Here is a 26282-nt window from a genome sequence, read left to right as displayed (position 1 = left end):
CCCGATGAGCTTACATAAGTAAGTGATTAGGGTTATTGAGTGTAGCCAACACATACGCAGCTTGAAGTATGACGGGTATAAATTGTAATCAACTAAATTGGTTGACCTGATACTGAGCGTGCCAGAAACTTCCCGCGCAATTAAAGAATAAAAAAGTTTTGATTATATCAATACGAAATATACAGGCAGCACGACCAATAAATATCAAGCAATCGACACACCGGTGGTCTGAGAAATAGCAGGCATAAATGCAAAAAGCCCCCGGCATGCGGAGGCTTTTATATTGGATAGCAGACTGTTTTAGAACAGTTTTTTAGCTGTGTCGTACCAATCTTCTTTAAATTTACTTTTCTTGTTCTCTGGCGCGATACAAACAGAGATAAGTTCATGCACCATTTTCTCGTTTTGTACGCCAACGCAGAAACCACCTTGCGTATAGTCGTGGTCTTCCAACAACAAGTCGACGGCATAAGCACCCATACGGGAAGCCAGAATGCGGTCATAGGCTACTGGTGCACCACCACGCTGAATGTGGCCTAATACAGTGCCACGGGTTTCACGGCCGGTTTCTTTCTCGATATATTTAGCCAATTCGTCGATATCATCCAGTTTTTCAGTAATAGCAACGATAGCGTGCTTTTTACCTTTCGCGATGCCAGCTTTGATTTCATCAACCAAATCATCACGTTTGAATTCGACTTCAGGAATAGCAATAAACTCACAACCACCAGCAATGGCAGCCGCCAAAGTCAGGTCACCACAATAACGACCCATCACTTCAACGATAGAGATACGTTGGTGTGAAGAGGAGGTATCACGCAGACGGTCAATCGCTTCAACCACGGTCCCCAGTGCGGTGAAGAAACCGATGGTATAGTCAGTACCGGCCACATCGTTATCGATGGTGCCCGGTAAACCTACACAGTGGATACCACCCTCTTTGGTCAGCAAGTCTGCACCGGCATAAGAACCGTCACCACCGATAACCACCAGGCCATCGATACCCCGGTCTTGCATGTTCTTCAGGGCCACTTTACGTTTTTCTGGATCACGGAACTCAGGAAAACGTGCAGAACCCAGGAAGGTACCACCACGGTTAATCATATCGGACACGCTATAGCGGTCCAGTTTTCTCATGCGATTTTCATACAAGCCCAGGTAGCCATCTTCAATACCGTAAACTTCTAATCCTGCTGACAAAGCGGCACGAACAACCCCACGAATGGCTGCGTTCATACCTGGCGCGTCACCGCCGCTTGTTAGTACACCGATTTTTTTGACCATGACTACCTCTAAACTTGTAGATGCGATTTTTAAAATTCTTTATTTGCTAATTTTGTCTTGCACAAGAGACCCGTACAGAAAACCAGCTTTATGAGATTAATATCGGATATTATAGCAAAAACACCAAGCTGAATTGATTCAAGTCATGCCATCTGGCGGTATTTTCTTCAACACTGAACCATAATGTAACCACAGTTTACCTGTCGTTAATGAAGAAATTATAACTCCCAATGCGCATGGCGCTCTTTCGGCACCACAGAGCAGGGATCTTGATGGATAAGTACATCGGCACCGGGGAATCGGTGCAACAGTGCGCGTTCAACTTCCTCAGCTAAGATATGTGCTGCCATCAATGGCATCATATCTTCCATTTCAAGATGAAGTTGAATAAAGCGTGTTGGCCCCGATTGGCGGGTACGCAGATCATGAGCACCAATCACGCCCGGCCATGACATCACAATATCAATAATCTGCTGGCGCTCGTCATCAGGCAATGCCCTGTCCAGCAAGGCTTGAACCGCTTCATATCCCATACGTAACGCACTATAGAGAATATAAACACCAATACCCAATGCAAACAACGCATCAGCCCAGTGAAAACCATACCAACTTAATGCCAATGCAATAAGAATAGCACCATTCATCATGACGTCAGATTGATAGTGCAACATGTCGGCGCGAATGGCCTGGCTGTGGGTTTTTCGTATCACCCAACGCTGAAAAGTGACTAATATCAATGTACTGAATAATGCAATTAAGGTGACCCAGATACCTATACCTGGATCTTGCACTGGTTGCGGTGACGCCAAATGCTGAAAACCCGTCAGGAACAGGAATAACGCCGAGCCGGAAATAAACATGCTTTGTGCCAGTGCGGCCAGTGACTCAGCCTTGCCATGACCAAAAGTGTGCTCTTCATCGGCGGGTTGCAGAGAGTAACGCACCACAAAAAGGTTTGTCAGAGAAGCGGCCAGATCCACCAGAGAGTCAACCAACGCCGCCAACAAACTTACCGAACCGGTATGCCACCAGGCAAAAATTTTAATAATCAGTAAGGTTGATGCCAGCCCTGTCGCACTGAGCGCGGCAGCTTTAACCAAACGCGCATATTGCGGATCCATAACTTATCCTAAATGATATTTTAGAATTATGAGTATACGGAAATGGAATAAAAAAAGCCCTCCATCATGGAGGGCGAAAGACAGGGATGGTGTCTATGGCAAGGAAAACAGGGTATTACAGGGTACTACTTACTTCTGGGCAGAAGAGGGTTGTGCTGCTGGCGCCTGCTGCATTTTCTCAATGCGCTGCTGGTGCTTTTGGTTCAAGACAGCTTTTTGCTCTGGAGTGAGCAAGTTAAACATTTGGTTACGAACTTTGGCCATTTCGACCTGACGTTCAATCTGGTCCTTGGACATTTTCTCAGCCTGCGCTCTTACCGCAGCTTCATCGAATTTATCGGCGGTAATCAGCTTGTGCATTGCGTCTCTGTCCGCCATATCAAGGCGTGGCTGGCCTTGGCGAGACTGGCGCATCAGGTCACGCATTTGCTGACGCTGTTGTTCTGTCAGATTGACGCCGTCAAACATGTTATGGTGACCGCGACCATCTTTCTTGTTCATCATCGCACTATCACCGTGGCACCAGCTATCAGTGGCCCCGGTCTTATCGGCGGCGAAGGCGGCTTGAGAGCCTAGAACTAACATTGACGCCATGATTAACGTTGTTACTTTAGTTACTTTGCGCATTATTAACTCCTGGGTTCTGTCTGCTAAGCGATTTGCTGCTATGCGATTCAATGTGAAGCAGTCTATCGCTCCTGCTGCAAACAAGCGTCAGCGCATGTAAAACTGGGGTCAGTGCATGTAAAGCTAAGTAAAGTCATGGAATACCGGCAATTGTTAACGTATTTTGCGTCAAGAGGAGAAATAACCATGCATAAAATCCTATTAGTTGATGATGATCGTGAATTGACGTCGCTGTTGAAAGAATTACTGGAAATGGAAGGCTTTAATGTTGTTGTTGCCTATGATGGCGAACAGGCGTTAAACCTGCTAGATAACTCTATCGACTTGTTATTGCTAGATATTATGATGCCGCGTAAAAACGGTATCGAAACTTTGAAAGAATTACGTCAACATCACCAGACCCCTGTCATTATGCTGACTGCTCGTGGCAGTGAATTGGATCGGGTGCTTGGCCTTGAGCTGGGCGCTGATGATTATCTGGCAAAACCGTTTAATGATCGTGAGCTTGTGGCGCGTATCCGTGCCATTTTGCGCCGCTCGAACTGGAGCGAACAACAGCAAAATGTCGATCAAGGTGCGCCAACACTGGACGTTGATTGCCTGCAATTGAACCCAGGCCGTCAAGAGGCTACCTTTGAAGGCCAATCGCTGGAATTGACCGGGACTGAATTTACCTTGCTCTACCTGCTGGCTCAGCATCTCGGTCAGGTAGTCTCGCGGGAGCATCTCAGCCAGGAAGTGCTGGGGAAACGGTTAACACCTTTTGACCGTGCTATTGATATGCACATTTCAAACCTGCGCCGTAAGCTGCCGGATCGCAAAGACGGGTTACCTTGGTTTAAAACTCTGCGTGGTCGCGGATATCTGATGGTATCAGAAACATGATTAACAGTTTAACGACGCGAATTTTTGCTATTTTTTGGTTCACCTTAGCACTGGTATTAATGCTGGTATTGATGGTGCCAAAGCTCGACTCGCGTCAACTGACTGCCTTGCTCGACAGTGAACAGCGCCAGGGAACAATGCTCGAGCAACATATCGAAGCTGAACTGGCCAGTGACCCCGCCAATGACCTGATGTGGTGGCGCAGGCTTTATCGCGCCATCGAAAAATGGGCACCACCGGGCCAACATCTCGTGTTAGTCACCACTGAGGGCCGTGTCATTGGCGCTCAACGTCACGAAATGCAAATTGTCCGTAATTTTATCGGCCAGTCTGATAACTCAGATCAGCCGAAAAAGAAGAAATATGGCCGTGTCGAGATGGTCGGCCCCTTCTCTATCCGCGATGGTGAAGATAACTATCAGCTCTATCTGATACGCCCGGCCAGTAGCCCGCAATCTGATTTTATCAATTTGATGTTTGACCGCCCGCTGCTGCTATTGATTGTCACCATGCTTATCAGTGCGCCACTGCTGCTATGGTTGGCTTGGAGTCTGGCAAAACCGGCTCGTAAGTTGAAGAATGCCGCCGATGATGTGGCGCGGGGTAATTTGAAACAGCACCCTGAGCTGGAGTCCGGCCCACAAGAGTTTTTAGCCACCGGTGCCAGTTTTAATCAGATGATCAGTGCGCTCGATAGAATGGTTGTGGCCCAACAACGGCTGATTTCTGATATCTCCCATGAGTTGCGCACGCCACTTACCCGCCTGCAACTGGCGACCGCGTTGATGCGACGTCGTCATGGTGAGGGGAAAGAGCTGGAACGTATCGAAATGGAAGCACAGCGACTGGATAGCATGATCAATGATTTACTGGTGTTATCCCGTAGCCAACATAAAAATGAGCTACATCGCGAACCCATTAAAGCGAATGATTTATGGTCTGACGTGCTGGAAAATGCCCAGTTTGAAGCAGACCAAATGGGCAAAACTCTGGAAGTCACCGCACCTCCCGGGCCATGGACCCTATTTGGCAATCCCGCAGCACTTGATAGCGCGCTGGAGAATATCGTGCGTAACGCACTGCGTTACTCTCATCATCACATTGCGGTGGCATTCAGCTCTGATAATCAGGGTATTACTATCACTGTCGATGATGATGGCCCCGGTGTTAGCCCGGAAGACCGCGAACAAATATTCCGGCCGTTCTACCGCACTGATGAAGCGCGGGATCGCGAATCAGGTGGTACGGGTTTGGGATTGGCGATTGTCGAAACAGCCGTCAATCAGCATCGCGGATGGGTGCGGGCTGAAGATAGCCCATTAGGGGGCTTGCGCTTGATACTGTGGTTGCCGCTGCATCCACTTAAGTCTTAATCTATCGTACCTCTGCCCGATCATCTGGGATCGGGCAGATCTCTGCTATCACGGTTTGCTGACCTCTTCTCCCTGCCCCTCTTTTTCCAGCAACAGCTTTTTGCGCTCAATACCCCAACGATAGCCTGACAACGTGCCATCCTGGCGAATAACCCGGTGACAAGGAATAGCAATCGCCAGCATATTGGCAGCACAGGCACCAGCTACCGCACGCACCGCTTTGGGCGAACCTATTCTGGCGGCGATATCAGCATAACTGGCGGTCTCACCTACCGGTATTTCCCGCAGTGCCTGCCACACCCGCTGCTGAAAAGCGGTGCCCTGAATATCCAGTGGCAAATCTAGCCCGAGCTGAGGAGCCTCAACCAACCCCACCACCTGCGCGAACCATTGCTCAAACTCAGCATCGCCGCCAATTAACTCTGCTTGTGGAAACTTATCCTGTAGCTGCTGCACCAACAGCGCTGGGGAGTCACCCAGCAAGATGGCGCAAATACCCAGCTCACTTTTTGCCATCAGAATCGCACCGAGAGAACTTTCTCCGACGGCAAAATGCAACGTGACATCACGCCCGCCACTGCGGTAGCGGGTCGGTGTCATCCCCAACAACTGATTCGATTGCTCATAAAATCGGCCATTAGAGTTATAACCGGCTTCAAAGATAGCGTCAGTTACCGAGCCTTGCCCCGCTAATTGTGCACGAATACGCGCACTGCGCGTTGCACTGGCATATGCCTTAGGGGTCAACCCGGTAATGGCTTTAAATAAACGATGGAAATGAAAAGCACTGAGATTCACCTGCGCCGCTAGCTCATCAAGTTTAAGTGGCGTCTCGGCCTGCTCAATTAAGCGGCATGCCCGACTGATTTTGTCTGCATGCTGCTGTGACAGTGGTAATTCAGTGGGCTGACATCGTTTACAGGGCCGATAACCGGCCTGTTCAGCAGCATGATTATCGGCAAAGAATTCAACATTCTCTGCTTTGGCCTGACGGGACGGGCAAGAGGGGCGACAATAAACACCGGTCGTTTTCACTGCATAAACGAACTGGCCATCGGCTGTTTTATCCCGATTAACGATCGCATCCCAGAATGTATCTTTCGTCCGGATCATGGTAAATACCCCGTTGGTAGTGACTGTGGTAATCAGCATATAAAACCGCCACTGCTTACACTCTCCGCTGCTTGCTTTTAAATTATTGTGCGTGCTACTGACATTAGCAACCGCTGCACAGAGGGGAGGTTTCTGATATCCTGCGCCCCTCATTATTGGGGGACATATGCTTAATATCGTTTTATTTGAACCTGAAATTCCGCCCAATACCGGTAATATCATCCGGTTATGTGCGAATACCGGCTGCCAGCTCCATCTGATTAAACCTTTAGGTTTCACCTGGGATGACAAACGCTTACGCCGTGCAGGTCTTGATTATCATGAGTTTGCCAGTATTAAGCATCACCATGATTATCAAGCCTTTTTAGATTGTGAAAATCTCGACAGTGCGCAGCCTGCCCGATTATTTGCACTAACCACCAAAGGGACGCCAGCCCACAGTGCAGTAAGCTATCAAGCTGATGATTACCTGTTGTTTGGCCCTGAAACCCGTGGCTTGCCCGCCAGTGTTTTGGATGCATTACCTGCTCAACAGAAAATCAGGATTCCGATGCAAGCCGATAGCCGTAGCATGAATCTGTCAAACGCGGTGTCAGTGGTGGTGTATGAAGCCTGGCGGCAATTAGGTTATCCGGGTGCGTTACTGAGAGAGTCGTTGTTTTAGCCAAAATGTGTCGGTGATCAGCTAGCAACCCAATAGAAAGGTGTACATCCAAGGTAATTGGAGTTGTAGCCAGGCAGCAAACGAACTCATCCCGATGAGCTGACATAAGTCAGTAATTCGGGTGAGTAAGAGCAGCTAACACCGCTACAGCTTCAAGTACGAAGGAGATGATCAGATGCCGTCGCCGTACTCAAACCCATGGGTAATCCCATTGAAATGCTGGTCCATATCCAATGACGGCTTATCACTTTCGGGTTTACCAACGATGCGGGCAGGTACCCCTGCTGCGGTGGTATGAGCGGGAACCGCCTGCAATACAACGGACCCGGCACCAATTTTCGCACCGCGTCCAACCTCGATATTCCCCAAAATTTTTGCCCCAGCCCCAATCATCACACCTTCACGGATCTTCGGATGACGATCACCGCTGGTTTTACCGGTCCCCCCTAAAGTAACCGATTGCAGGATCGATACATCATTCTCAACTACTGCCGTTTCGCCAATAACAATACCGGTCGCGTGGTCCAACATGATGCCGCAACCAATGGTAGCCGCAGGGTGGATATCAACCCCAAAAGCAACAGAGACTTGATTTTGAAGGTAAATAGCTAACGCTTTACGATCCTGCGCCCACAACCAATGACCGATACGATAAGCCTGTAAAGCGTGGAAACCTTTGAGATACAGCAGTGGTGTAGAGTATTTATCAACGGCCGGGTCACGCAGCCGCACCGCCAGAATATCCCGCGCGGCCGAAACTATCATCTGAGCATCTGCACGATAAGCATCCTCAACCACCTCACGGATGGCAATAGCAGGCATGATCGGATTAGCCAGTTTATTCGCGAGAATATAACTCAGGGCACTGCCTAAATTCTCATGCTTCAATAATGTCGCGTGAAAAAAGCTCGCCAGCATGGGTTCACACTCAGCCAGTGCTCTTGCTTCTGATTTAATGCTACTCCAGACCAGTTCTAACTCTTCTGACGACATTACCTACTCCTGCCCATAAAAAATTGCCCAAGGGAACGACCAAGGCAACTATACCCATATTCGTTGAGGTCACCGCAGTGTTAGCGGCAACACCAATGACTTTAGGTATGTAATTATTATTTTATTCCGCCAAACCCGCGTAACCGATCAAATGCCGCTTTTCTCATCTTTTTTGGTCCGACCCAATAAGGTCAATGCCGCTTCACGGGCATTTTTGTGACAATAGAGCACTTGATAGATCTGTTCAGTTATCGGCATTTCAACACCATGGCGCTGGGCTAATGCCAGAACTTCTTTGGTATTGCGGTAACCTTCAACCACCTGACCAATCTTGTCCTGCGCTTCTTGTACCCCTAACCCTTGGCCCAGCATAATACCAAACCGGCGGTTACGAGATTGGTTATCTGTGCAGGTTAGCACCAAATCACCCAAGCCTGCCATGCCCATAAAGGTGGAAGGGTCGGCACCCAATGCAGAACCCAGCCGCGTCATTTCGGCCAAACCTCGGGTTATCAGTGCAGTACGGGCATTCGCACCAAAACCAATGCCATCGGACATCCCGGCACCAATCGCAATCACGTTTTTCACCGCACCGCCAAGCTGCACCCCGATAAAATCAGCATTACTGTAAACCCGGAAGCTTTTGCCACAGTGCAATAACTGTTGCAGGTCTTCGCTAAATTGCGCATCGGTTGATGCCAGCGCAATTGCCGTCGGTAACCCTGCTGCCAACTCTTTAGCAAAGGTTGGGCCAGACACCACCGCCAGCGGGATAGTTTCACCCAACACTTCGCGCGCCACATCCGCCAGCAAGCGGCCAGTTTCGGCCTCAAGCCCTTTGGTCGCCCAAACGATACGTGCATCTTTGCGTAAATGTGGTTTCAACTGATGCAATACCGCACCGAAGACATGGCTAGGTACCACGACTAACACATCGCGGCTGGCTGCCAGCGCACGTGCCAGATCGGTTTCCAGTAATAAGGTATCTGGGAAAGGAACATCGGGTAGGAAAGCTTGGTTACAACGATCACGTTGCAAAACCTGAATATGCTTAGGGTCATGACCCCATAACACGACTTGATGGCCATTACGCGCCAGCGTAATGGCTAATGCGGTGCCGTAAGATCCGGCACCGATTACAGTCATTGAAGCATTGATGGTGTTCATCAGGCATCCTGACGTTGTTCAGCACCTTCGCCGTCAGCCTGCTGTTGCAGATAGTTCATGAACAGGGCATCAAAGTTAACCGGTGCCAAATTAAGCTGTGGGAAAGTACCACGAGAAACCAGGCTGGTGATGCATTCGCGAGCATACGGGAACAAAATGTTCGGGCAGTATGCACCTAAGCAATGCGCCAACTGGGTACCATCGATACCCGCGATGGAGAAGATACCACCCTGCTGAACTTCACACAGGAATGCAGTTTCTTCACCCAAAGAGGCGGTTACCGTCACTCGCAGTACCACTTCATACACATCTTCAGCCAGTTGACTAGAAGCAGTATCAAGATCAAGTTTAACTTCTGGTTGCCAATCCTGCTGGAAAACCTGCGGGGCATTTGGTGCTTCGAAAGAGATATCTTTGGTGTAGATACGCTGGATCTGGAAAGCCATCTCTGTGTTGTTTTGTTCGGACATGTGTATAAATACCCTAAGTTAGACGTCTGTATTAAATAGCACTGCCGCCGTGGGCTCTGTCCATCAAATTAATGGGACCCACTGACGAGTTAAAGCAGCGGATCAAGCCCACCGCGCGCATCCAGGGCGTGTAAATCATCACAGCCACCGATATGCTGCCCATCAATAAATACCTGAGGCACAGTCGTCCGCCCACTCCGAGCAATCATCTCTTCGCGTTTGGCCGGATCACTATCAATTGCGATTTCATGGAAAGCAGCACCTTTGTGGTTCAGCAGTGCTTTGGCACGATGGCAGAACGGGCAGGTTGCTTTGGTATAAATCTCAATCTTCGCCATGGATACACCTCAGTTAACATTATAATTTATTGATATAGCGAATTTTTATAACAAATACGGGTACAGCTCAATACTCATATCACTAAAACGCAGGCAATATGATTACTTGCCGCGCGCCAGTGGTAGATTCTCGCCACTCCAACCGGAGATACCTTCTTTCAAGGTAAATACGCGTTCAAAGCCTGCTTTGTTCAGCAGTTCAGCCGAAGCACGAGAGGTTGTCCCAGTAGCACAAACCACAATGATAGGCTGTGTTTTGTGTTTTTCCAATTCAGCCAAATTACCGTTTTTAATGTCGCTTGGCAGCAAATTAATAGAACTGGCGATATGGCCTTTGCGATAATCATCACGTGTGCGGATATCAACCACAACCGCATCTTCTTTGTTAATCAGACGCGTCGCTTCACCACGGGTAATCTCTTTCACTTTAGAGAGAGAGGTTTTAAAGCTGGTGAAAATTACGGCGACGAACAACGCCACCCAAGCCAGACTCAAAACCGGATGCTGGCTAATGAATTGCATAATTTCTTGCAACATGGGGGTAAAAACTCCCGTTAGTTAGGGGATAATATTCAAGGTCACAGAGTATACCTGCGCGTTGCGGCAAATACAGCCAATATGCAAGTGCTATTGCAGAAACTGCGAGCCATTTCGGAAACTTTTGTCGTCTAAATGATGACAATTACGCAAAACCCCACGCCAATGTTGATCTCTTTGGGCTATTTTTAACCGGTTTTGTAGTAAATTACCGCCTTCGTTCTGGCGGTGTAAATACGTTAACGTAAATAGCCGAGTGTACATAGCCGCGCATATCGTTGGATGTTCGCTGCTATTTGACACTTGGACTTATAAGAAAGAGGTTATGCAATGTCGAGCACTAAAAAACCACTGGTACTGACTATTCTTGATGGCTATGGTCACCGCGAAGAGCAGCAGGATAATGCCATTCTGAATGCTAAAACGCCGGTTATGGACCGTTTATGGCAGCAACAGCCTCATACTTTAATTGCCGCGTCCGGTCTGGATGTTGGCCTGCCAGATGGGCAAATGGGTAACTCTGAAGTGGGCCACGTCAACCTGGGAGCTGGTCGCATTGTTTATCAGGACTTGACCCGTCTCGACAAAGAGATCAAAGACGGCGACTTTTTCACTAACTCAACCTTAACAGCAGCGATTGATAAAGCGGTTAAAGCAGGCAAAGCGGTCCACATTATGGGTCTGTTATCTGCCGGTGGTGTACACAGCCACGAAGACCACATTCTGGCGATGGTTGAACTGGCCGCCAAACGCGGTGCGACGGCTATTTATCTGCACGCATTCCTCGATGGACGTGACACTCCGCCGCGCAGTGCGGAATCTTCACTGAAACGATTCACTGAGAAATTTGCCGCGCTGGGTAAAGGTCGCATCGCTTCTATTATTGGTCGTTACTATGCGATGGACCGTGATAACCGCTGGGATCGCGTACAACTGGCTTACGATTTGCTGACTCAGGCAAAAGGTGAATTCACCGTCGATAACGCCGTCGCAGGTTTGCAAGCAGCTTATGCCCGTGATGAAAACGATGAATTTGTCCGACCAACTGTCATTCAGGCGGCTGGCGAAGCCGATGCGGCGATGAACGATGGCGACGCGCTGATCTTCATGAACTTCCGCGCTGACCGCGCCCGTCAAATCACCCGCAGCTTTGTTAATGCCGATTTTGACGGTTTCAAACGCGATAAAGTAGTTAATTTCGGCGATTTCGTTATGCTGACCGAATATGCAGCGGATATTAAAGTGGCCTGCGCTTACCCACCAGCATCACTACAGAATACCTTCGGTGAGTGGCTGATGAAGCATGACAAAACCCAGTTACGTATTTCCGAAACTGAAAAGTATGCTCACGTCACTTTCTTCTATAACGGCGGCGTTGAAGAACCATTTAAAGGCGAAGACCGTATCCTGATCAACTCACCGAAAGTGGCCACTTATGACCTGCAACCGGAAATGAGTTCAGCAGAACTGACTGAGAAACTGGTCGGCGCTATCGGCAGTGGCAAATATGATGTGATAATTTGTAACTATCCGAACGGCGATATGGTTGGTCATACCGGTGATTACGATGCTGCGGTGAAAGCAGTAGAAACACTGGATAATTGTATTGAACAAGTGGTTGCTGCCGTAAAAGCCGCCGATGGCCAATTGCTTATCACCGCCGACCACGGCAACGCTGAGCAGATGCGCGACCCGGCAACCGGTCAGGCCCATACCGCCCATACCAGCCTGCCAGTGCCACTGATTTATGTCGGCAATAAAGGGGTTAAAGCGGTGGAAGGTGGCAAACTTTCAGATATCGCACCAACCATGTTGTCACTGATGGAAATGGAAATCCCGCAAGAGATGACTGGTAAGCCGCTGTTCATCGTGGAATAATCCTTCGTTATGAAGGAAAAGGCGTCATTTGCAAAATTAATGGTTACGGAAGATGCCATTACCACCAGCCGAGATACAGTTTCTCGGCTGTCCGGTCAGTTGGTGCGTCGCCCGTGGTCAGCACTGTACGCCAGCGTTTTTTGCGCTGGCGTATTGCTATTGCCATTATCCGGCACGGCAGCAGATGCCCCCGCTACAGCAAAAACCGCACAAAGCAAAGACCAGTTGAAGACCATTCAGCAGGATATTGCCGAAAAAGAAAAAAGTGTTCAGCAACAAAAGCAGCAACGCAGTTCATTGCTGGATCAGTTGAAACAACAGGAAAATACCATTGCTCAGGCCAGCCGCAGCCTGCGTGACACCCAAGGTACCCTGACTGAGTTAGACCAAGAAATATCCCGTCTCACCTCCTCGATTGAGAAACTCGAGAGTAAACAATCCCAGCAACAAAATATTCTGTCTAAACAACTTGATGCTGCCTTTAAACAGGGCCAACACAGTGGTTTACAGCTTATTTTAAGTGGCGAAGAGAGCCAGCGCAGTGAGCGTATTCTGGCTTATTTCAGTTACCTCAATGAAGCACGACAGCAATCTATTGAAGAGCTGAAACAGACTCGTACCCATCTCTCTGCCGAGAAAAAAACGCTGGAGCAAAAGCAAAATCAGCAAAAAACCGTGTTGAATGAGCAGAAAACTCAGCAGCAAAAACTGGAACAAGCACGTACCGCACGCAAGAAAACCCTGACCTCGCTGGAAGCTTCACTGGAAAAAGATCAGCAAGGCCTGGCTGAGTTAAAACTAAACGAAACCCGCTTGCGTGATCAAATAGCCAAAGCAGAACGAGAAGCGAAAGCTCGCGCCGAACGAGAGGCCAAAGAAGCCGCTCGGGTACGCGAACAGATAAAAGTTAAAGAACAACAAGCCAAGAAAACCGGTTCTAGCTACAAACCAAGTGAAAGTGAGCGCTCATTAATGGCACGCACTGGCGGCCTTGGTCGCCCGGATGGGCAAGCTGTCTGGCCGGTCCGTGGTAATGTAACTCATCGTTTCGGTGAAGCCTTACAAGGTGAACTACGCTGGAAAGGCATGGTTATCTCTGCACCAGAAGGCAGTGAAGTAAAAGCGATCGCCGATGGCCGTGTCTTATTGGCTGACTGGCTGCAAGGCTATGGTTTGGTTGTGGTTATCGAGCATGGTAGAGGGGATATGAGTTTGTATGGCTACAATCAGAGTGCACTAGTCAATGTGGGTGCTCAGGTGAAAGCTGGTCAACCGATCGCCCTTGTTGGTACCAGTGGCGGCCAAGGTGAGCCATCACTCTATTTCGAAATCCGCCGTCAGGGACAAGCTGTTAACCCACAACCTTGGTTAGGACGATAGCGAACAACCTTAGGGAACTTGTATTGCACTATTTCAACACACGCCGATTTATCATTGTAACCGCCCTACTCATCGCTAACGCCGCACAGGCGGGCAAACTTTCTATTGTGATTGATGACTTTGGTTATCGCCCCCAGAACGAAAACAAGATTTTACAGATGCCACTGCCTATTTCGGTGGCTATCCTACCGAATGCACCTTATGCCAGAGAGATGGCCGTCAAAGCCCATAATCAAGGGCGCGAAATACTGATTCATTTGCCGATGGCTCCCCTAAGCAAACAACCGCTGGAGCGCGACACATTACAGCCATCAATGAGCAGCGAAGAGATTCAGCGCATCATGCGCCAGGCGGTGAATAATGTCCCCTATGCCAAGGGCATGAATAACCATATGGGCAGCGCAATGACCTCCAGTTTCTCCGGCATGCAGAAAGTGATGCGGGAGCTGGACCACTATCAGCTCTATTTCCTCGATAGCGTGACCATCGGTAATAGCCAAGCGAGCCGTGCCGCAGAGGGGACTCAGGTTAAGGTCATTAAGCGCAAAGTCTTTTTGGATGACCCACAAAATGAAGCGGCGATCCGCCAACAGTTTAACCGTGCGGTAGAACTGGCTCGTCGTAATGGTTCGGCTATTGCTATCGGGCACCCCCATCCGGCCACCATTAAAGTGTTGCAACAAATGTTGCCTCAGTTACCTGCTGATATCGTATTAGTCCGGCCAAGTGCACTTCTCAATGAGCCGGTACAAAACAATACGCAAAATAACAGTGGCGGCAGGTTGTCGGGTAAAACCAAACTACCTGGCTCAACCCAAGGCGATCGCCTGAAAGCTATCAAGCAATGCAAAGCGAAAGAGGGCTATGTAGCGGAGAAAATCTACGCAGACAGGATGTTTAGCATCATAGGTGAGAGCTTGATGCAAAGCCCTGCGGTGGTCTTTGTTCAGCGGCATTGGCAGCAATACTTCCCGCCAGTAGCGCCAGTTATTCCGGTGGATAAACCAAAATCGAATAACCAAGACGGCGATAAACCGAAAGCGGATAAGCCTTAATAAAACGGGGCAATCATCACCTGACTGCCCCGCTCTCAATCCTGCAGCTTCAAGGCCGAAGGGAATTCCCAAAGTCATTGGAGGTGCAGGTAGGCGGCCAGCAAACTCATCCCGATGAGCTTATTCATGTAAGGTCAACTACAAGTAAGTGATTCGGGTAACAAATCTGTCGGGAGCAGATTTGAACGCTGCTTGCAGCGGCCTCGCAGAGGCGAGGCCCATGGATGGGCCGAGTAACGCGCGCAGCCAACACCCCTGCAACTTCAAGGCCCGAAGGGAATATTTTAGTCCCAGCTTAAAACCACCTTACCCGACTTACCCGAACGCATCGCATCAAACCCTTGCTGGAACTCATCAATAGAGAAACGATGAGTGATTATCGGGGTTAAATCCAAGCCAGATTGAATTAGTGCTGCCATTTTGTACCAGGTTTCAAACATTTCACGGCCATATATTCCTTTGATAAACAGCCCTTTGAAGATCACCTGATTCCAGTCGATAGACATATCAGAGGGAGGTATCCCCAGCATTGCGATACGCCCACCATGATTCATTGAGTTAAGTAATGAACGGAACGCCGGTGGCGCACCTGACATTTCCAGACCGACATCAAACCCTTCAGTCATGCCCAGTTCAGCCATCACATCCGTCAGATTCTCTTTACTAACGTTAACGGCACGGGTTACACCCATTTTACGCGCCAGATCCAGGCGATATTCATTCACATCAGTGATAACAACATGGCGAGCGCCAACATGCTTACACACGGCTGCGGCCATGATACCAATCGGGCCAGCACCGGAAACCAGCACATCTTCACCCACTAAATCAAAGGATAACGCGGTATGCACCGCATTACCGAAGGGGTCAAAAATAGCGGCTAGCTCATCAGAAATATTGTCTGGAATTTTGAACGCATTGAAGGCAGGAATGACCAAATACTCAGCAAAAGAACCAGGGCGGTTAACCCCAACCCCCACGGTATTACGGCACAAATGAGTACGACCACCACGGCAATTACGGCAATGACCGCAGGTAATATGACCCTCGCCAGACACCCGATCACCAATATTAAAGCCTTTCACTTCCTGACCAATGGCGACAACTTCACCAACATATTCGTGGCCAACCACCATTGGGACGGGGATCGTTTTTTGCGACCATTCATCCCAATTATAAATATGCACATCGGTACCACAGATAGCGGTTTTGCGAATTTTGATCATGATATCGTTGTGCCCCAGCTCTGGTGGCGGCACATCGGTCATCCAGATACCTTCTTCGGCCTTCAGTTTAGACAATGCTTTCATGAACATTCCTTACGCAATAACGTTAAGTTGTTTGCCGATACGCACAAAGGCTTCAATAGCCCGCTCGACTTGCTCTGTCGTATGATCCGCCGACATTTGGGTACGGATCCGCGCCTGGCCTTTCGGTACCACCGGATAGAAGAAGCCGGTAACGTAAATACCCTCTTTCAGCAAGGCATTGGCAAATTTTTGCGCAAGTGCCGCATCACCGAGCATGACAGGAATGATGGCATGATCAGCGCCAGCCAATGTGAATCCGGCGGCACTCATTTTCTCGCGGAATAAACGCGCATTCGACCATAAGCGATCACGCAGTTCAGCGCCGTCTTCCAATAGCGATAACACTTCAATAGAAGCCGCTACTATTGCTGGAGCCAATGAATTTGAGAACAAGTAAGGCCGTGAACGCTGGCGCAACCACTCAACCACTTCTTTGCGGCCAGCGGTATAACCGCCTGACGCCCCACCCAGTGCTTTACCCAAAGTACCGGTGATAATATCAACGCGATCCATTACTTCGCAGTATTCATGAGTGCCACGACCATTAGCCCCCACAAAACCCACAGCATGGGAGTCATCGACCATCACTAATGCCTGATACTCATCCGCCAAATCACAAACACCTTTCAGGTTGGCAATGACACCATCCATGGAGAACACACCGTCAGTGGCAATCATAATATGACGCGCACCATCTGCTTTGGCTTGTTTGAGTTGGACTTCCAGTTCGCTCATATCGTTATTGGCATAACGGTAGCGCTTGGCTTTACATAACCGTACACCATCAATGATTGAAGCATGATTCAGCGCATCAGAAATAATGGCATCTTCTGGCCCCAGCAGGGTTTCAAACAAACCGCCGTTAGCATCAAAACAAGAAGAGTAAAGAATGGCATCTTCCATACCGAGGAAACTGGCTAGCTTCTGCTCTAACTCTTTATGTGTGTCTTGGGTACCACAAATAAAACGAACCGACGCCATACCAAAACCATGAGTATCCATGCCTTGCTTAGCGGCTGCGATCAACCTTGGGTGGTTGGCCAGGCCCAAATAGTTATTGGCGCAGAAATTAATAACACGGCTTCCATCAGCTACAGCAATGTCTGCTTGCTGGGCGGTGGTGATAATTCGCTCGTTTTTATACAACCCTTCAGCACGGGTAGTTATGAGTTGTTGTTCTAATTGCTGATAAAAAGGGTGTCGATTAAATGGCTGGGACATTCAGTTATCTCCAAGATGGGCAATTTCACAGTACATTTTACTGATTAGTGAGTGAACTGACGAGGAACCTTGTCTTATATTATAAAAAATGCAGTACATATCACGGTGAACAATCCTAAAGCGCATAGAAACCGTGAGATTAAGCCCCTTGCGGCTGTGCGCTATCCTATGAAATGTTATGATAACGCCAACTAGAGTGTGGGGCATTGTGCCCGACCAAGAAGATTAGCAAGGGTGAACCTGATGATTATCGTCACTGGCGGCGCCGGTTTCATTGGCAGCAATATCGTTAAGGCACTGAATAATATCGGTTATAAAGATATTCTGGTTGTTGATAACCTGAAAGACGGCACTAAATTCGTCAATTTGGTTGATCTGGATATCGCTGATTACATGGATAAAGAAGATTTTGTCGCCAGTATCGTTGCCGGTGATGACATGGGTGATATTGATGCTATTTTCCATGAGGGTGCCTGTTCTTCCACCACCGAGTGGGATGGCAAGTACATGATGGATAACAACTATCAATACTCTAAAGATATCCTGCACTTCTGTCTGGATCGCGGCATTCCGTTTTTATATGCCTCTTCTGCTGCCACTTACGGTGGGCGTACCGATAATTTCATCGAAGATCGTCAGTACGAACAACCACTTAACGTTTATGGTTATTCCAAATTCTTGTTTGATCAGTATGTGCGCGAGATTCTGCCGCAAGCTGATTCGCAAATTTGTGGTTTCCGTTATTTCAACGTTTATGGCCCACGCGAAGGGCACAAAGGCAGCATGGCAAGCGTTGCCTTCCACCTGAATAACCAGATCAATGCGGGTGAGAATCCTAAACTCTTCTCCGGCAGTGAAAACTTCAAACGCGATTTCATCTATGTGGGTGATGTGGCTGACGTTAACCTGTGGTTCTGGCAAAACAATGTCTCCGGCATTTTCAACTGTGGTACCGGTCGCGCAGAATCTTTCCAGGCTGTTGCCGATGCGGTAGTAGACTTCCACCACAGTGGACCTGTGGAATACATTGAATTCCCTGAAAAACTGAAAGGTCGTTATCAGGCATACACCCAAGCTGACCTCACCAAGTTACGTGCTGCGGGTTACGACAAGCCGTTCAAAACCGTCGCTGAAGGCGTCAACGAATACCTGGCCTGGCTCAATCGCTCAGTCTAAATTACTTGCTGCAAGGAATTGATAAACGGTATGAAAATACTGGTCATCGGCCCTTCTTGGGTTGGCGATATGATGATGTCGCAAAGTCTTTACCGTACCCTGAAGGCCGAATATCCGGCAGCAGATATTGATGTGATGGCACCTGCGTGGTGCCGTCCGCTTTTGGCCAGAATGCCAGAAGTGCGTCATGCAATCCCCATGCCCTTAGGCCATGGGGCTTTTGCTTTTGATGAACGTCGTCGCTTGGGTTTAGCCTTACGTGAAACCGGCTATGACCGTGCCTATGTGCTGCCAAACTCATTTAAATCCGCCCTGATACCTTATTTTTCAGGGATTAAGCAACGCATTGGCTGGCGTGGCGAAATGCGCTACTTCTTGCTCAATGATATGCGTATCTTGGATAAACAAGCCTTCCCTATGATGGTTCAGCGCTATGTCGCACTGGCCTATGATAAAGAAAAAATCCATTCAGCCGACGATTTACCGCAACCTTTGCTATGGCCGCAATTGCAGGTTCGGGATGAAGAAATTGCCGAGATTACTGCGTCATTCAATTTGACTGATAACCGGCCAATCGTGGGTTTCTGCCCAGGCGCTGAGTTTGGTCCGGCAAAACGCTGGCCACATTATCACTATGCTACGCTGGCCCAGAAACTGATTGATACTGGCTATCAGGTCGTCTTATTAGGTTCAGCTAAAGATAACGAAGCCGGTGAAGAGATCCGCCAGACTTTGGGCGAAAATTCCCGCGAATTCTGCCTCAATCTGGCGGGGCAAACCTCGCTGGAACAAGCGGTGGTATTGATTGCAGCCTGTAGTGCGGTAGTCAGTAATGACTCCGGTTTAATGCATGTTGCTGCTGCATTAAATAAGCCATTAGTGGCCTTATATGGCCCAAGCAGCCCGGATTTCACCCCACCACTGTCCGATAAAGCTACGGTCATTCGCCTCATTACCGGCTATCACAAAGTGCGCAAAGGCGATAGCGCGCAAGGCTATCATCAGAGTTTGATTGATATCCAGCCAGAACAAGTGATGGCGGCCCTTGAGAAACAATTATCGGCTCGCCAAAGCACTGTCAGTGAGGCCGATTAATGCATGTATTGATCGTTAAAACCTCTTCAATGGGCGACGTTTTACACACGTTGCCCGCACTGACCGATGCGATGAATGCTATGCCAGAGATTCGCTTTGATTGGGTGGTAGAGGAAGGGTTCAGCCAAATACCCAGTTGGCACCCGGCGGTGGATCGAGTGATTCCGGTTGCCATCCGCCGTTGGCGTAAGAATTGGTTTGGTAGTGATACCCGGCAGGAACGCTGTGATTTTAAACGTGTTGTGCAGCAGCGCCGTTATGATGTGGTGATTGATGCTCAGGGGCTAATTAAAAGTGCCGCACTGATTACCCGTATCGCCAAAGGGGTTAGACATGGCCCAGATTGCAAAAGTGCCCGCGAACCCTTTGCCAGTTGGTTTTATAACTGCCGTCATGAGATTGATACTAAACAACATGCTGTTGAGCGCATACGCCAACTGTTTGCCAAAAGCCTTGGCTATGACAAACCTGACAGCTATGGCGATTATGCTATCGCGCAGCGCTTTTTAAGCCAATTACCCAGCGATGCTGGCCAGTATTTGGTTTTTCTGCACGCAACAACCAGAGACAGCAAGCACTGGCCTGAAAGCCATTGGCTGCAATTGATCGAGCTGGTTGCACCCACCGGTTTAAAAATCAAGTTACCATGGGGGGCGGAACATGAGTATCAACGCGCGTTACGATTAGCGGAGCATTTTCCGCATGTTGAGGTCTTGCCTAAACTCAGCCTCCAGCAGGTGGCAGAGGTTCTGGCGGGTGCAAAAGCCGTCGTTTCCGTTGATACCGGCCTCAGCCACCTAACCGCAGCGTTGGATCGCCCCAATATTACCCTGTTCGGTCCAACTGACCCTGGGTTAATTGGTGGCTACGGGAAAAACCAGATTGCGGTGATTTCCGAACAAAAAAGCATGGATACTATTACGGCTGAAACTATTATGGCGCGATTGGAAGCACTGATTTCATAAGCGACTATTGTTTGTTTTCCGTGATTTATTCATGCCAGGAATTCTATCTGCCAGTATTTATCATGTAATAACAAGCGACTCTGGTAATTATCAGATTCGCTTGTTATGGGTTGTCTGATTATCTTTCTAACCTATTATCCAACAAGAGATGGCGGCTAATACATAGCTTCAATTAACATCAACACCTGACTGTTAAGAATTTCTAATTAATTATTTAAATAATTAATAACGCGACTCACTGATATCCTCCGAATAACGGCTCACCAATTTATCGGTCACACCATTAATTACTAAATATCATTCCATCAAAGTAGAGGCTTCAATAAATAGCGATATACCGCCAAAAATAGGCATATTTCCAGATAAAAATATCACCAAATAATAACTTACTGGTATCTATGGCTATACATTTAAGCGCAACAAGAAATAATGATAATCACTCTCATCTTTAAGCACGCAAAATCAATTTTATCGCTGCCCAATTACTGAAATTTGTTAAAAATTATATTCTTTTTTATGAATAGTCTGGCCCTACTCCGGCTATCAGGCTGGCCCAGTTGAAAAGAGCCTTTCTTGCTCAAATATGGTATTATTCTTAATAATCCATATTAATGAAATTGATAGAATGTTGCTGCGTTTATATCAGGTACTGCTCTACCTTATTCAACCTTTGATTTGGCTGCGGTTGCTGTTACGTAGCCGTAAAGCCCCCGCTTATCGCAAGCGTTGGGGGGAACGCTATGGTTTTTGTGCCGGTAAAGTTGTCGCTGGCGGTATCATGCTGCATTCAGTTTCAGTCGGTGAAACACTGGCCGCGATCCCTTTAGTCAGGGCATTACGTCATCGCTACCCATCACTGCCCATTACCGTGACCACCATGACACCTACCGGTTCTGAGCGTGTCCAATCTGCGTTTGGTAAAGATGTTCACCACGTTTATCTGCCTTACGACCTCCCCGGCTCGGTGAACCGTTTTCTTGATCAGGTCAATCCTAAGCTGGTCATTATCATGGAAACAGAACTGTGGCCGAATCTTATCAATGCGCTGCATCGTCGCAAGATCCCACTGGTGATTGCCAATGCACGTCTTTCTGCCCGTTCTGCCGCTGGCTATAAGAAAATCGGTAGTTTTATCCGTAATATGTTGCAACGCATCACACTGATTGCTGCACAAAATCAAGAAGATGGCGACCGTTTCATCGAACTGGGCCTAAGACGTTCTCAGTTGACGGTAACGGGCAGCCTGAAATTTGATATTTCCGTCACCCCTGAATTAGCAGCCAGAGCCGTAACATTACGCCGCCAATGGGCACCGCATCGCCCGGTGTGGATTGCAACCAGTACTCATGACGGCGAAGAAGCCATTTTGCTGGAGGCTCACAGCCAATTGCTGCAACACTTCCCGACATTATTGTTGATTTTGGTACCTCGTCATCCCGAACGTTTCCCGACAGCGGTTGAACTGACACAGAAAGCAGGGCTGAGTTATACCTTACGTAGCAAAGGTGAAATCCCTTCTGGCAGTACACAGGTTGTGATTGGCGATACCATGGGTGAACTGATGCTGCTATATGGTATTGCCGATCTGGCCTTTGTCGGTGGAAGCCTGGTTGAACGTGGTGGTCATAATCCATTGGAAGCCGCGGCCCATGCCATTCCGGTGTTGATGGGGCCACATACATTTAACTTTAAAGACATCTGTGCCAAGCTGGAGCAGGCTGAAGGGTTGATAACCGTAACAGATACCCTATCGCTGGTAAAAGAAATCACCGTGCTGCTAACAGATGAAGATTGCCGCCTCTATTATGGTCGCCATGCAGTTGATGTGTTGCATGAAAACCAAGGTGCACTACAGCGGCTATTACACTTGCTGGAGCCTTATCTGCCGCAACGGAGCCACTAAATGAGTGCAAGAAAACGCCTGTCAGTGGTGATGATTGCCAAGAATGAAGCCTCATTGCTGGCGGATTGCCTGGCATCAGTGAGCTGGGCTGATGAAATAGTGGTATTGGATTCAGGCAGTGAAGATGAAACCATCGCGCTGGCTCAGCAATATGGCGCTAAAGTCTACTGTAACGAGCAATGGCCGGGTTATGGTAAACAGCGGCAATTAGCTCAACAGTATGCCAGTGGTGATTATATTCTGATGCTGGATGCCGATGAACGAGTAACCCCTGAGCTTAAAGCAGCTATTGAAGCGGTACTTATCGCACCGGAGGAAGGCGCGGTTTATAGCTGTGCACGGCGGAACCTGTTTTTAGGCCGTTTTATGCGCCACAGTGGCTGGTATCCAGATCGAGTAACCCGGTTATATCCGCATCATCAGTTCCAATATAACGATAATTTGGTGCATGAATCGCTCAATAGCGGCTCAGCAAAAGTTATCCCGTTGAGCGGTGATTTATTGCATCTAACTTGCCGTGATTTCTTTGCTTTTCAACGTAAACAACTGAGTTATGCAAAGGCGTGGGCCACTCAGCGCCATCAGCAAGGTAAGAGTTGCAGCTACTTCTCTATTCTCAGCCATACTCTTGGGGCTTTCTGTAAAACATGGTTATTACGTGCAGGTTTCCTCGATGGTAAACAAGGGCTATTGCTGGCAGTCGTAAACGCGCAATATACCTTTAATAAATATGCGGCTCTGTGGGCATTGAGCCACCAATATCAGAAAAGCGAGAACTCATGACCACCAAAGCCATCTATCCGGGGACATTTGATCCCATAACCAATGGGCATTTGGACTTAGTGACACGTGCCGCTGCCATGTTCAGCCATGTCATCCTGGCTATTGCCGACAGTTCCAGCAAAAAACCGATGTTTACACTGGCAGAACGCGTGGCATTGGCCAAAGAAGTGACCGCACCTTTGAAGAATGTAGAGGTTTTAGGATTCAGTGAACTGATGGCTGAGTTCGCCAGAAAACACGATGCTAATATTTTGGTACGAGGCTTACGCTCAGTATCAGACTTTGAGTATGAATGGCAACTGGCCAATATGAACCGTCACCTGATGCCAAAACTGGAAAGTGTGTTCCTGATGCCATCAGAAAAATGGTCGTTTATCTCTTCCTCATTGGTGAAGGAAGTGGCGCGCCATGGGGGAGATATCACGCCGTTCCTTCCGGTATCGGTCACCAAAGCGCTAATGAGTAAACTGGCCTGACTCTTTATTTACGCGATACCCTATATAGCCAAAGTTAATTGGCGTTACCGGTAGGTGGTAAGCGAACATAGCTCACAACCCAGCGGCTTCAAATACGAAGGGTATACGATTAATGCTGGCAGTGGCGGCAAAAAAACGTGCTGCGCTGCCCATGTTTCGCAATTTCAATCAGATGCCCACAACGGCGACATGACTCGCCTGCCCGCCCGTACACCTGCAACTCCTGCGCAAAGTAACCAGGCTTACCGTCTGACTGTAGAAAGTCGCGCAATGTAGTGCCCCCCTGCTCAATGGAATGCAGCAACACGGCTTTTATTGTGGCCACTAGCAGTACAATTTCAGCGTTGGTTAATGAACCGGCGGCACGGTCAGGCAAAAGACCCGCGGCAAACAAGGATTCACTGGCGTAAATATTGCCAACACCAACTACCACTTTATTATCCATCAGCCACTGTTTAATCACGGTGCGCTTATTACGTGATTTATCAAACAGATATTGGGCAGAAAATTCGTCGCTCAGTGGTTCTGGCCCTAAATGTGCTAATACATTGCTGGTTTCAAGGTCTTTTGCCCACAACCAGGCACCAAAGCGCCGTGGGTCGGTATAACGCAATATTTTGCCATTACTGATCACCAAATCGACATGGTCATGTTTTTCAGCTTCAGTTTCTTCAGATAATATCCGTAAGCTACCTGACATCCCCAGATGGACGATAATCCAGCCAGTTGGCAGTTCTATTAGTAAATACTTGGCCCTACGCTGAACACTGAGCACCGGCTGATCACTCAAAGCCAGAATTTCATCGGATACCGGCCAACGCAAACGGGCATTTCTAACCACCGCGTAAAGAATAGTTTGGCCGACAAGATAAGGTTCGATCCCGCGTCGGCTGGTCTCAACTTCTGGTAATTCAGGCATGTAACCTCCCTAAACGTATCTCACTGAACTTTATATAATAAAAAACCCGGCCGAAGCCGGGTTTTCATAATCCACCAAAATTAAAATTATTTAATTTTAGCTTCTTTATAGATCACGTGTTGACGGACAACTGGATCGAATTTCTTCAATTCCAATTTTTCCGGCTTAGTACGCTTGTTCTTCGTAGTGGTATAGAAGTGACCAGTACCAGCAGAAGAAACCAGCTTGATCTTCTCGCGAACACCTTTAGCCATGATTCAGTTCCTTAATACTTCTCACCGCGGGCACGAATTTCGGCCAAGACCGTTTCGATACCCTTCTTATCAATAACACGCATACCTTTAGCAGATACACGCAGAGTTACAAAGCGCTTCTCGCCCTCAACCCAAAAACGGTGAGAGTGAAGGTTCGGCAGAAAACGGCGTTTGGTCGCGTTCATTGCGTGGGAACGGTTGTTACCGCTCACCGGGCGCTTGCCAGTAACTTGGCAGACTCGGGACATGTCTATTCTCCAAAAATCAAATCAGCTCGAGCTTCGTATAGGATTTGGCCGCCTCGTCAGGCTTTAGAGCCCATCTCAGCAAATTCACTGAGAAGACTCACTGTCATCAGGTCAGAAACCCCTGCCACCAGGCTATAAACCTGCTGAGATAGGCTCTTCACGCCAAACCCAAGATTCTCAAAGGTGGCGTAGTATACGCTCTGAAGCGTAAGTGCTCAAGTCCCGAACAGCTAAAGATCCTGAAAGGATCAATTATTATTGCTCTAAAGCCATCCCCGTTCAGCAAATGAGACACATTCACCCCGGCCAACCACTAAATGATCGAGCACACGAATATCTAATAATGAGCAGGCTTTTATCACCTGCGTAGTAATCAAACGGTCGGCTTGGCTCGGTTCAGCCTTACCCGAGGGGTGATTATGCGCCAGAATCAGCGCGGCGGCATTAACCTTCAGCGCTTCACGCACAATTTCTCTCGGATGGACCTCAACGCTGCTAATGGTACCAGTAAACATCTCCTCATGGCGAATAACACGATGCTGGTTATCCAAAAACATGACTAAAAAAATCTCTCGTTCGCGGTGGGAAAGAATATTTTGTAGAAACTTTTGGGTAATTTCGGGATTTTGCAGAACACTTTCCCGCATCAGGTGGGATGAAAAACAACGGCAGGCTAGTTCTGCAATAGCTTGAATTTGGCTGTATTTAGATGCACCAATCCCTTTTTGAGCACATAACGTCTGATAATCCGCCGACATCAGCCCATGAAGTGAGCCAAACTCTTCAATCAGATATTCAGCCATCTGCATTACGTGTACTCCCGGAATACCGGTACGCAGAAAAATAGCGAGTAACTCGGCATCGGTCAGCATGGCTGCACCGTATTTCAGTAATTTCTCCCTTGGGGCTATCTGCCCATACCATTCATCCATCCTTTGGCTCCTGTAATCCCAGAACAGCACATGCAGCATGACAGAAGGCTTTCTGCCTGGCGAACTCATGATTAAGTGCATGCGAAACGCTTCGCAAATTTGATGATTGATGACA

At 48.3% G+C, this 26282-nt stretch carries 27 protein-coding genes; 12 read left to right on the top strand and 15 right to left on the bottom strand.

What is annotated here, in order from left to right:
- Nucleotides 1-300: 300 nt before the first annotated feature.
- The 3 genes from pfkA to cpxP form a co-directional block, all read right to left on the bottom strand.
- Nucleotides 301-1284: a 6-phosphofructokinase gene (pfkA, locus tag V2A84_RS19700; protein ID WP_083161752.1), complete on the bottom strand. Its 984-nt coding sequence runs from the start codon at nucleotides 1282-1284 to the stop codon at nucleotides 301-303.
- A gap of 218 nt (nucleotides 1285-1502) precedes the next feature.
- Nucleotides 1503-2405, bottom strand: a complete 903-nt coding sequence (gene fieF / locus V2A84_RS19695) for a CDF family cation-efflux transporter FieF (protein WP_420073071.1) — start codon at nucleotides 2403-2405, stop codon at nucleotides 1503-1505.
- A 129-nt stretch (nucleotides 2406-2534) separates the two neighbouring features.
- Nucleotides 2535-3032 carry a cell-envelope stress modulator CpxP gene (gene cpxP / locus V2A84_RS19690; protein WP_083161748.1) on the bottom strand — a complete coding sequence of 166 codons (498 nt, stop codon included), beginning with the start codon at nucleotides 3030-3032 and terminating at the stop codon, nucleotides 2535-2537.
- Between the two features lie 186 nt (nucleotides 3033-3218).
- Between cpxP and cpxR the strand changes: the two genes are divergently transcribed.
- Complete coding sequence (cpxR, locus tag V2A84_RS19685) at nucleotides 3219-3917, top strand: envelope stress response regulator transcription factor CpxR (RefSeq protein WP_005190576.1); 699 nt, start codon at nucleotides 3219-3221, stop codon at nucleotides 3915-3917.
- Nucleotides 3914-5290 (top strand): envelope stress sensor histidine kinase CpxA, encoded by a 1377-nt coding sequence (gene cpxA, locus V2A84_RS19680; protein ID WP_372569784.1) that lies wholly within the window; start codon nucleotides 3914-3916, stop codon nucleotides 5288-5290. Before cpxR ends, cpxA begins: the two co-directional genes overlap by 4 nt.
- 48 nt (nucleotides 5291-5338) lie before the next feature.
- Here the strand turns inward: cpxA and ada are convergent, their stop codons facing one another.
- Nucleotides 5339-6442 (bottom strand): bifunctional DNA-binding transcriptional regulator/O6-methylguanine-DNA methyltransferase Ada, encoded by a 1104-nt coding sequence (gene ada / locus V2A84_RS19675; protein WP_372569785.1) that lies wholly within the window; start codon nucleotides 6440-6442, stop codon nucleotides 5339-5341.
- A gap of 127 nt (nucleotides 6443-6569) precedes the next feature.
- Between ada and trmL the strand changes: the two genes are divergently transcribed.
- The gene (gene trmL / locus V2A84_RS19670) at nucleotides 6570-7067 is read left to right on the top strand and encodes a tRNA (uridine(34)/cytosine(34)/5-carboxymethylaminomethyluridine(34)-2'-O)-methyltransferase TrmL (RefSeq protein ID WP_083161744.1); all 498 of its coding nucleotides are present in this window, start codon (nucleotides 6570-6572) and stop codon (nucleotides 7065-7067) included.
- Nucleotides 7068-7238: 171 nt separating this feature from the next.
- Here trmL and cysE read toward each other — a convergent pair whose 3' ends face one another.
- From cysE to V2A84_RS19645, 5 genes are all read right to left on the bottom strand, one after another.
- A complete protein-coding gene (cysE, locus tag V2A84_RS19665) occupies nucleotides 7239-8060 on the bottom strand; it encodes a serine O-acetyltransferase (RefSeq protein ID WP_005190588.1) in 822 nt (273 codons plus the stop codon).
- Between the two features lie 147 nt (nucleotides 8061-8207).
- Nucleotides 8208-9227 (bottom strand): NAD(P)H-dependent glycerol-3-phosphate dehydrogenase, encoded by a 1020-nt coding sequence (gpsA, locus tag V2A84_RS19660; RefSeq protein ID WP_083161742.1) that lies wholly within the window; start codon nucleotides 9225-9227, stop codon nucleotides 8208-8210.
- Nucleotides 9227-9697, bottom strand: coding sequence for a protein-export chaperone SecB (gene secB, locus V2A84_RS19655; protein ID WP_032907531.1), 471 nt, complete (start codon nucleotides 9695-9697; stop codon nucleotides 9227-9229). The genes gpsA and secB overlap by 1 nt, the downstream gene beginning before the upstream one ends.
- 89 nt (nucleotides 9698-9786) lie before the next feature.
- Nucleotides 9787-10035 (bottom strand): glutaredoxin 3, encoded by a 249-nt coding sequence (gene grxC / locus V2A84_RS19650; RefSeq protein ID WP_083161740.1) that lies wholly within the window; start codon nucleotides 10033-10035, stop codon nucleotides 9787-9789.
- A 102-nt stretch (nucleotides 10036-10137) separates the two neighbouring features.
- Nucleotides 10138-10572, bottom strand: coding sequence for a rhodanese-like domain-containing protein (locus V2A84_RS19645; protein ID WP_083161738.1), 435 nt, complete (start codon nucleotides 10570-10572; stop codon nucleotides 10138-10140).
- 330 nt (nucleotides 10573-10902) lie between these two features.
- On the opposite strand from V2A84_RS19645, the gene gpmM reads away from it, so the two are divergent.
- Genes gpmM through V2A84_RS19630 form a run of 3 tightly spaced genes read left to right on the top strand, consistent with a single transcriptional unit; the run spans nucleotide 10903 to nucleotide 14885 of the window.
- Nucleotides 10903-12450 carry a 2,3-bisphosphoglycerate-independent phosphoglycerate mutase gene (gene gpmM / locus V2A84_RS19640; protein ID WP_083161736.1) on the top strand — a complete coding sequence of 516 codons (1548 nt, stop codon included), beginning with the start codon at nucleotides 10903-10905 and terminating at the stop codon, nucleotides 12448-12450.
- 9 nt (nucleotides 12451-12459) lie between these two features.
- On the top strand, nucleotides 12460-13830 hold the full coding sequence (gene envC / locus V2A84_RS19635; protein ID WP_083161734.1) for a murein hydrolase activator EnvC: 1371 nt from the start codon (nucleotides 12460-12462) through the stop codon (nucleotides 13828-13830).
- A 23-nt stretch (nucleotides 13831-13853) separates the two neighbouring features.
- Nucleotides 13854-14885 carry a divergent polysaccharide deacetylase family protein gene (locus V2A84_RS19630; protein WP_083161732.1) on the top strand — a complete coding sequence of 344 codons (1032 nt, stop codon included), beginning with the start codon at nucleotides 13854-13856 and terminating at the stop codon, nucleotides 14883-14885.
- A gap of 284 nt (nucleotides 14886-15169) precedes the next feature.
- Here the strand turns inward: V2A84_RS19630 and tdh are convergent, their stop codons facing one another.
- Both tdh and kbl read right to left on the bottom strand, forming a co-directional pair.
- Nucleotides 15170-16195, bottom strand: coding sequence for an L-threonine 3-dehydrogenase (gene tdh, locus V2A84_RS19625; protein ID WP_083161728.1), 1026 nt, complete (start codon nucleotides 16193-16195; stop codon nucleotides 15170-15172).
- Between the two features lie 9 nt (nucleotides 16196-16204).
- Nucleotides 16205-17416, bottom strand: a complete 1212-nt coding sequence (gene kbl, locus V2A84_RS19620) for a glycine C-acetyltransferase (RefSeq protein ID WP_083161726.1) — start codon at nucleotides 17414-17416, stop codon at nucleotides 16205-16207.
- Between the two features lie 243 nt (nucleotides 17417-17659).
- On the opposite strand from kbl, the gene rfaD reads away from it, so the two are divergent.
- The 6 genes from rfaD (at nucleotide 17660) to coaD (ending at nucleotide 23814) form a co-directional block, all read left to right on the top strand.
- Nucleotides 17660-18592, top strand: a complete 933-nt coding sequence (gene rfaD / locus V2A84_RS19615; RefSeq protein ID WP_083161724.1) for an ADP-glyceromanno-heptose 6-epimerase — start codon at nucleotides 17660-17662, stop codon at nucleotides 18590-18592.
- A 30-nt stretch (nucleotides 18593-18622) separates the two neighbouring features.
- On the top strand, nucleotides 18623-19687 hold the full coding sequence (rfaF, locus tag V2A84_RS19610; protein WP_083161722.1) for an ADP-heptose--LPS heptosyltransferase RfaF: 1065 nt from the start codon (nucleotides 18623-18625) through the stop codon (nucleotides 19685-19687).
- Nucleotides 19687-20652: a lipopolysaccharide heptosyltransferase RfaC gene (gene rfaC, locus V2A84_RS19605; protein ID WP_083161720.1), complete on the top strand. Its 966-nt coding sequence runs from the start codon at nucleotides 19687-19689 to the stop codon at nucleotides 20650-20652. The genes rfaF and rfaC overlap by 1 nt, the downstream gene beginning before the upstream one ends.
- A 625-nt stretch (nucleotides 20653-21277) precedes the next feature.
- On the top strand, nucleotides 21278-22555 hold the full coding sequence (gene waaA, locus V2A84_RS19600; protein ID WP_083163983.1) for a lipid IV(A) 3-deoxy-D-manno-octulosonic acid transferase: 1278 nt from the start codon (nucleotides 21278-21280) through the stop codon (nucleotides 22553-22555).
- Nucleotides 22556-23338 carry a glycosyltransferase family 2 protein gene (locus tag V2A84_RS19595; RefSeq protein ID WP_372560142.1) on the top strand — a complete coding sequence of 261 codons (783 nt, stop codon included), beginning with the start codon at nucleotides 22556-22558 and terminating at the stop codon, nucleotides 23336-23338.
- The gene (gene coaD / locus V2A84_RS19590) at nucleotides 23335-23814 is read left to right on the top strand and encodes a pantetheine-phosphate adenylyltransferase (RefSeq protein WP_442849026.1); all 480 of its coding nucleotides are present in this window, start codon (nucleotides 23335-23337) and stop codon (nucleotides 23812-23814) included. Before V2A84_RS19595 ends, coaD begins: the two co-directional genes overlap by 4 nt.
- 109 nt (nucleotides 23815-23923) lie before the next feature.
- Here coaD and mutM read toward each other — a convergent pair whose 3' ends face one another.
- The 4 genes from mutM to radC form a co-directional block, all read right to left on the bottom strand.
- A complete protein-coding gene (gene mutM, locus V2A84_RS19585) occupies nucleotides 23924-24733 on the bottom strand; it encodes a bifunctional DNA-formamidopyrimidine glycosylase/DNA-(apurinic or apyrimidinic site) lyase (protein ID WP_083161714.1) in 810 nt (269 codons plus the stop codon).
- 86 nt (nucleotides 24734-24819) lie between these two features.
- On the bottom strand, nucleotides 24820-24987 hold the full coding sequence (gene rpmG, locus V2A84_RS19580; protein WP_004392084.1) for a 50S ribosomal protein L33: 168 nt from the start codon (nucleotides 24985-24987) through the stop codon (nucleotides 24820-24822).
- Nucleotides 24988-24998: 11 nt separating this feature from the next.
- On the bottom strand, nucleotides 24999-25235 hold the full coding sequence (gene rpmB, locus V2A84_RS19575) for a 50S ribosomal protein L28 (protein WP_005164747.1): 237 nt from the start codon (nucleotides 25233-25235) through the stop codon (nucleotides 24999-25001).
- A 263-nt stretch (nucleotides 25236-25498) separates the two neighbouring features.
- A complete protein-coding gene (gene radC, locus V2A84_RS19570; RefSeq protein ID WP_083161712.1) occupies nucleotides 25499-26167 on the bottom strand; it encodes a RadC family protein in 669 nt (222 codons plus the stop codon).
- Between the last annotated feature and the right edge of the window lie 115 nt (nucleotides 26168-26282).

The organism is Yersinia sp. 2553 StPb PI, assembly GCF_052217105.1.
Classification (GTDB): domain Bacteria; phylum Pseudomonadota; class Gammaproteobacteria; order Enterobacterales; family Enterobacteriaceae; genus Yersinia; species Yersinia enterocolitica_E.
Note: the sequence above shows the minus strand (reverse complement) of the source record. Positions and strands in the feature narration are given on the sequence as shown.

Coding starts and splice junctions, on each gene's coding strand:
- pfkA (WP_083161752.1), bottom strand. CDS start 1,284: ATGGTCAAAAAAATCGGTGTACTAACAAGCGGCGGTGACGCGCCAGGT.
- fieF (WP_420073071.1), bottom strand. CDS start 2,405: ATGGATCCGCAATATGCGCGTTTGGTTAAAGCTGCCGCGCTCAGTGCG.
- cpxP (WP_083161748.1), bottom strand. CDS start 3,032: ATGCGCAAAGTAACTAAAGTAACAACGTTAATCATGGCGTCAATGTTA.
- cpxR (WP_005190576.1), top strand. CDS start 3,219: ATGCATAAAATCCTATTAGTTGATGATGATCGTGAATTGACGTCGCTG.
- cpxA (WP_372569784.1), top strand. CDS start 3,914: ATGATTAACAGTTTAACGACGCGAATTTTTGCTATTTTTTGGTTCACC.
- ada (WP_372569785.1), bottom strand. CDS start 6,442: ATGCTGATTACCACAGTCACTACCAACGGGGTATTTACCATGATCCGG.
- trmL (WP_083161744.1), top strand. CDS start 6,570: ATGCTTAATATCGTTTTATTTGAACCTGAAATTCCGCCCAATACCGGT.
- cysE (WP_005190588.1), bottom strand. CDS start 8,060: ATGTCGTCAGAAGAGTTAGAACTGGTCTGGAGTAGCATTAAATCAGAA.
- gpsA (WP_083161742.1), bottom strand. CDS start 9,227: ATGAACACCATCAATGCTTCAATGACTGTAATCGGTGCCGGATCTTAC.
- secB (WP_032907531.1), bottom strand. CDS start 9,697: ATGTCCGAACAAAACAACACAGAGATGGCTTTCCAGATCCAGCGTATC.
- grxC (WP_083161740.1), bottom strand. CDS start 10,035: ATGGCGAAGATTGAGATTTATACCAAAGCAACCTGCCCGTTCTGCCAT.
- V2A84_RS19645 (WP_083161738.1), bottom strand. CDS start 10,572: ATGTTGCAAGAAATTATGCAATTCATTAGCCAGCATCCGGTTTTGAGT.
- gpmM (WP_083161736.1), top strand. CDS start 10,903: ATGTCGAGCACTAAAAAACCACTGGTACTGACTATTCTTGATGGCTAT.
- envC (WP_083161734.1), top strand. CDS start 12,460: ATGAAGGAAAAGGCGTCATTTGCAAAATTAATGGTTACGGAAGATGCC.
- tdh (WP_083161728.1), bottom strand. CDS start 16,195: ATGAAAGCATTGTCTAAACTGAAGGCCGAAGAAGGTATCTGGATGACC.
- kbl (WP_083161726.1), bottom strand. CDS start 17,416: ATGTCCCAGCCATTTAATCGACACCCTTTTTATCAGCAATTAGAACAA.
- rfaD (WP_083161724.1), top strand. CDS start 17,660: ATGATTATCGTCACTGGCGGCGCCGGTTTCATTGGCAGCAATATCGTT.
- rfaF (WP_083161722.1), top strand. CDS start 18,623: ATGAAAATACTGGTCATCGGCCCTTCTTGGGTTGGCGATATGATGATG.
- rfaC (WP_083161720.1), top strand. CDS start 19,687: ATGCATGTATTGATCGTTAAAACCTCTTCAATGGGCGACGTTTTACAC.
- waaA (WP_083163983.1), top strand. CDS start 21,278: ATGTTGCTGCGTTTATATCAGGTACTGCTCTACCTTATTCAACCTTTG.
- V2A84_RS19595 (WP_372560142.1), top strand. CDS start 22,556: ATGAGTGCAAGAAAACGCCTGTCAGTGGTGATGATTGCCAAGAATGAA.
- coaD (WP_442849026.1), top strand. CDS start 23,335: ATGACCACCAAAGCCATCTATCCGGGGACATTTGATCCCATAACCAAT.
- mutM (WP_083161714.1), bottom strand. CDS start 24,733: ATGCCTGAATTACCAGAAGTTGAGACCAGCCGACGCGGGATCGAACCT.
- rpmG (WP_004392084.1), bottom strand. CDS start 24,987: ATGGCTAAAGGTGTTCGCGAGAAGATCAAGCTGGTTTCTTCTGCTGGT.
- rpmB (WP_005164747.1), bottom strand. CDS start 25,235: ATGTCCCGAGTCTGCCAAGTTACTGGCAAGCGCCCGGTGAGCGGTAAC.
- radC (WP_083161712.1), bottom strand. CDS start 26,167: ATGGATGAATGGTATGGGCAGATAGCCCCAAGGGAGAAATTACTGAAA.